Source organism: Streptomyces sp. NPDC052496 (assembly GCF_040679095.1).
GTDB lineage: Bacteria > Actinomycetota > Actinomycetes > Streptomycetales > Streptomycetaceae > Streptomyces.
Genome location: NZ_JBFAUH010000063.1, coordinates 1 through 5,064 on the forward strand (window position 1 = coordinate 1; position 5,064 = coordinate 5,064).

Annotated in this window: 4 protein-coding genes; 3 read left to right on the top strand and 1 reads right to left on the bottom strand. The window is 72.2% G+C overall.

Translation table 11 applies throughout. The features are described 5' to 3' along the window. Window positions 1-647 precede the first annotated feature (647 nt). The 3 genes from AB0L45_RS39335 (at window position 648) to AB0L45_RS39345 (ending at window position 4,145) form a co-directional block, all read left to right on the top strand. On the top strand, window positions 648-1,808 hold the full coding sequence (locus tag AB0L45_RS39335; protein ID WP_365848609.1) for a cytochrome P450: 1,161 nt from the start codon (window positions 648-650) through the stop codon (window positions 1,806-1,808). A gap of 319 nt (window positions 1,809-2,127) precedes the next feature. Next, the gene (locus tag AB0L45_RS39340; RefSeq protein WP_365848610.1) at window positions 2,128-2,691 is read left to right on the top strand and encodes a helix-turn-helix domain-containing protein; all 564 of its coding nucleotides are present in this window, start codon (window positions 2,128-2,130) and stop codon (window positions 2,689-2,691) included. Window positions 2,692-2,759: 68 nt separating this feature from the next. Continuing rightward, window positions 2,760-4,145 carry a prolyl oligopeptidase family serine peptidase gene (locus tag AB0L45_RS39345; protein WP_365848611.1) on the top strand — a complete coding sequence of 462 codons (1,386 nt, stop codon included), beginning with the start codon at window positions 2,760-2,762 and terminating at the stop codon, window positions 4,143-4,145. A 33-nt stretch (window positions 4,146-4,178) separates the two neighbouring features. On the opposite strand, the gene AB0L45_RS39350 is transcribed toward AB0L45_RS39345, so the two are convergent. Then, entirely contained in the window at window positions 4,179-4,571 is a 393-nt protein-coding gene (locus AB0L45_RS39350; protein WP_365848612.1) for an ATP-binding protein, read from the bottom strand. Window positions 4,572-5,064: the final 493 nt, after the last annotated feature.

The following is a 5,064-nucleotide window of genomic DNA, read 5'->3' on the forward strand; positions in this document are numbered from 1 at the left end:
CGCCCTGGGAGGCGGCGTCCGAGCCGGAGCAGGCGGTCAGGCTCAGCCCGGCGGCGGCGGTCAGGGCCGCGGCGGCCAGGCGCAGGGTGCGGCGGCGGGTGCGGCGGGTGATGGTGCTGGAGCTCATTTCAGGTCCCCCAGGACGGTCGGTGACGGGCTCTGCCCGGTACGACACCCACTCTTGCCGGGGCCCTTGGCGCGGGACTGCCGCGCCGCTAACACCCGGCTAACGCCCCCGCGGCACGCATGCGCAGGCCTTGTCCGTGGGCCCACGGCTGGGAGTCTCCGCAGGCTGTGCTGTACCGCTCTCCGGTCCCAGCGCGGCAGTTGCGGGCGTGCGCCGGGTGTACGGGACTGTCGCGGCGGGTGTCACACACGGGGGCCGGGCGCGGGCGGACCACCGTCGTGCGCTTACACCTTCGAGGTATTTCGGACATACTTCGGCAGTGGGTTGGAAGTATCCATTCGGGCCCAATCGGTTATGGGGCCGGTTGAGGAACGCCGGCCGGGCATCGCCCGAGGGCGGATCATCCCCCGGAGCGCGACGGCTGCGGCTCGCCGTACACGGAACTCCTGCAAGGGAACTTCGTCATGCCTGATAACGATCACCGGACTCCGCTCGGCGGCTGCGCGAAAGAGGTGGGCGGATGAGGCTGGGGTACAAGATTCGCCTGCGGCAGGACCCTCTCGCGTACATCGAGGAGCTGAACCGCGGCAGCACGGCGGGGGTGATGCGGCTTCCCTGGGGTGGCTGGTGCGTCCGCGATACGGAGCTGGCACAGACACTGCTGCGTGATCCGGAGTACAACTCGGGCGGGTCGGTCTTCTTCGGCGAACTGCTGCCCGCCCGCGACGCCCAGGTGGAGATGGGCCGCGCGGTGCGCGGCCTGCTGCGAGCCGGTGTACCGCACTACCGCGCCGCGTTGCCCGAGGCGGTGGCCGCTCTGTCGGCGGTCAGCCGGTGGCCGGACGCCGGTACACGGCTCGTCCACCGCTGCCTGGCGGACGTACTGCTGCACCCCGGCGCCCCCGCCGGCGTCCGTGAGCTGATGCGGCAGGCCGCCCACGAGGGGGTGGCCGTGCGCTCGCCGCACGTGTGGCGGCGGGCCCGGGCGGAGGTGGTGCGGGCCAGGCTGGTGACGGCCGTGGCCGAGGAGGCGCACCGCCGCCGTCGGCAGCCCGCCGGTGAGCCGCGGGACGTGCTGGACGCCGCGCTCACCGTGTGCCCGGAAGCGGAGGTGACCGACCGGGCGGTGGCCGACCTGCACCTGATGATGTTCCGGGCGATCATGGCCCCCCTCAGCGCCGCGCTGGCATGGTCGGTACTGCTGGCCTGCCTGCACCACCCCAGGGCCGCACCATGGCCCTGGCCCCTCGATCACGTCGCTCGCGAGGCGCTGCGGCACCGCCCGGTGCCCTGGATGCTCGGGCGCACCCTCCCGCGCGCCGTGGAACTCGGCGGCACCGTCTTCCCGTCCGGTGAACTGCTCTCCGTCTGCCCGTACCTGCTGCACCACGACGAACGCCACTGGGACGCCCCGGACGCCTTCCGGCCCGAACGCTGGGCCGGTGACGGCGGCCACGGCCCCTACATCCCCTTCGGGATGGGGGCGTTCAGCTGCGCCGGCGCGGCGGTGGCACACACGTTGCTGACCGAGTCGCTGGCCGCCCTCACCCACCACGCCTGCCTGGCCGTCACCGGCGGTGACACACGCGCCGTCATGTCCGAGGGCAACGTCCCACGACCGTTCACTCTGCACCGCACCCCGGACCCCCGACCGCCCACCACAAGAGAAGGAGGTGACTAGTCATGGCTGCGACGATGCGACGCATCTTCACCAACAAGCCGGCCCGACGCTGGTACTGGTACTGATGCCCAGCACATCGGGGGCCCGGACGCCTTGGGCGTCCGGGCCCTTCCCCGCGGAGGCGCCGCGGCGCCACCTCGCCGGTGGCCGCTGATCAGGCCGCCGGCCACAGCAAGAACGCCGGCCGGGCGGTGTCCTGGCCGTCCTGGCAGTCCTGGCAGTCCTCATCCGCAACGCGCGGCGAGACGGTGGCCCGCCCCGCACCCGAGAGTTGCAAGGGGTACTTGCAAACTGCCTTTGCAACTCATAGCCTCCTGGCATGGCCGAACAACCGCCTGCCCAAGAGATCACCGATGCCGAGGCGCTGCGCGCCTTCGCGCACCCGATGCGGCAGAAGATCGAACGATGCCTGCGCCGGGCGCCGGCCAATTCCGCCGCGCTGGCGCGCGAGTTGGGCGAGAGTACGGGGCTGATCAGCTACCACCTGCGGCAGCTGGCCGAGCACGGCTTCGTCGAAGAGGTTCCGGAGCTGGCGAAGGGGCGGGAGCGGTGGTGGCGGGTGGTGCCGGGGGACCGGCGGTTCCCGCCGTACAGCCGGCAGACGCCGGAGATGCGCGAGGCGCTGACCGAGATGCATCGGAACGGCCTCGCCGAACTGGTCGACGCCGCCCGACGGTTCGAGGAGGCGCGCGACACGCTCGGGCCCTGGGCCGACGCGGCCCTCTTCTCGCGCGCCACGCTCCGGGTCGATCCCGCCCGACTCCGCGCGTTCTTCGAGGAGTACATCGCGCTCCTCCACCGGTACTCGGCTCCCGAACCGGAAAACGCGCCCGAGGCGCGGAACGTACTCGTCCGGCTGCTCGGCATCCCCGATGCCGACTGACCGTGCGACCCGACCGACAACGAAGGGGAACGCACGCCGTGCTCTCCGCATCACCGATACGCTCCGCCGTGGCCGCTTTGTGCGCGGCATTAGCCGGTGCCTTCCTCCTGCTGGCCGCGCCGAGGGCGTACGCCGCCGGGGACGGGCTGGTCCGCCAGGAGGTCACCTTCCGGGGCGGCGGGGGGCTCCTCCTGCACGGCACCGTCCTCAGTAAGCCCGGAGCGCCCGGCCCGCGACCCGGCATCGTCCTCGTCGGCGGCTCGGGCCCCGGGCCCCGGGAGGAGTACCGGCAAGAGGCCGAGGCGTTCGCCCGAGCCGGGATCACCACACTCGTCCACGACAAGCGGACCGTCGGCTACTCCCGGCTCCACCGGGACTTCGGCCTGCTGGCCGACGACGCGGTGGCCGGAGCGCGGTTGCTGCAGTCCAGAAGCGGGGTGAACCCCCGCCAGGTCGGGCTGTGGGGCTTCAGTGAGGGGGGCTGGGTGGCGCCGCTGGCCGCATCGCGCTCGACCGACATCGCGTTCGTCGTCACCATCGGCGGTTCCGGTTACGACCCGCTGCGTACCCAGACCTGGAATCTCGCCACACATCTGCGCCACCAAGGGGTGGGCGAATCCTTTCGTCGCACCGTAGCCGGCCCCGCCGCCCGATTCGTCGCCTCCACCGGGCAGTTCCCCGCAGCCGGCTACGACCCCTTGCCGGTGCTGGAAGGACTCCACCGCACGCCCGTACTGGCGCTGTGGGGCGACCACGACGCTCAGGTTCCGCCGCGGGAGAGCGCGCAGATCTTCCGCACGGCCCTGGCCCGCGCGGGCAACCGGCACGCCGTCATCGGCTTCGTCGCCGACGGCGCGCACAACGGGCACCGCACGTCGGACGGGTTCGACCGCATCGGCGGCCCGCTCTTCCACGGCAAGAAGCTGGGGGAGCTGGCCCCACGCTATGCGCAGACCATGACCTCATGGGTGCGGGCCGTGGCGGCCGGCCGCCCACCGGCGTCGAGCGCCGCCACCGGCCCCGGGCAGGCACTTGCCACCACCCCCGTACCGGGCGGCCACGCCTGGTACGTCTGGCTCGCCCCGGCGCTGCTGCTGCTGGGCTTCGCCGCCTATCCGGTGAGTGCCCTCCTGCGCCGGGGCCCGGTCCTGCGTCCGGTGCGGTGGCTGGCCGGGCTCGGTCTATCGGCAGTCGTGGCCACGGTGGCCTGTTCGGTCGCGGTCTTCGTGGCGGGGGACGGTGCGGTGGCGCCCGTGGTGTGGGGCCGTCCGGCGCTGTGGCTGGTGGTGCAGGGGCTGGCTGTCGCCGTGGTGGTGTCCGCCTGTGTCTCGGCAGCCGCACTCCGGCGCCGGCGGCTGGCCTCGAACTGGAGGGTCTGGCTGCGCGTGGTCCCGGCCGGGCTGGCCGCGGTCGCGTTCGTACCGTGGGCCGTGTGGTGGGGTGTCGCTGCGTGAGGACGGTCGTCCCACTACGGCTCCAGCAACCCGCTACCGGGGGATGAGGGCGCTGACGGCCTTGCCGCCGGAGGGCTGGAGGGTGACGGTGGTGGTGCGGGCGAGGCGGTTGACCAAGGGCCAGCCGAAGCCCCCGGTGCCGCCGTTCAGGTCGGGGGTGCGCAGGCGCGGCGGCTGCGGGCTGGGGTCGTGGACGGCCACCTCGATGCTGTCCGGGTGCGCCGTCAGGTCCAGTGTCCAGGCGCCGCCTCCGTGGTGCAGGGCGTTGGTGACGAGCTCGGAGACGACCAGGATCACGTTGCCGGCGACCTCGGCCGTGACCGGAGGAAGGAGAGCGTCCAGGAAGGCACGGGCGTCCTCGCGAGCGTCGGCGGCGGATTGTCCGGAGTGAGCGGGGGCGGCGACGTCGGCGCTCATCGTGTCCATCAGGTCACCTCGTCTCTGGATCGACCATGCCCGGTCCGGTCTGCCTGATGCTTGTGCCCGCCTTGCGGCCCGCTACTCCGACGTTCGCGGGGGCGGGCCGCCCCCGTCACCGTCGCCAGTCGGTACGTCGCCTTACCTCACCGCCGGACACGCAAAAATCTGTGTCGGCGAGGGTAGACAATGGGACGGTGGCATGGTTAAGGTTTCTCTCGTACCCCAGAGAGATCGAAGAGCCTGGCAGAGACGAACTGTCGGGCAGGAGTATGTGCAGTTCGCAGGACGGTGCGGCGGTGGAGTCCCGAAGCCAGGATTGTCGAAGGACGGCGACGGGGCTGACGGCCGCACCGGGTGGCCCGCAGTGTCAGGGGCCGCCACGAGCAGTACCTGGCATGACCAGCAGTTCGCATGACCAGCAGTACAGCAGTTGATCACTGAGGGAAGAACGGAGGAGCGAGCGCCATCAGGATCGCCCGGGCGGCTGTCTGAGTCCGGG

Bases quoted from the DNA above. Each gene is read 5' to 3' on its own strand.
- AB0L45_RS39335 (WP_365848609.1), top strand. From the start codon at position 648: ATGAGGCTGGGGTACAAGATTCGCCTGCGGCAGGACCCTCTCGCGTAC.
- AB0L45_RS39340 (WP_365848610.1), top strand. From the start codon at position 2,128: ATGGCCGAACAACCGCCTGCCCAAGAGATCACCGATGCCGAGGCGCTG.
- AB0L45_RS39350 (WP_365848612.1), bottom strand. From the start codon at position 4,571: ATGGACACGATGAGCGCCGACGTCGCCGCCCCCGCTCACTCCGGACAA.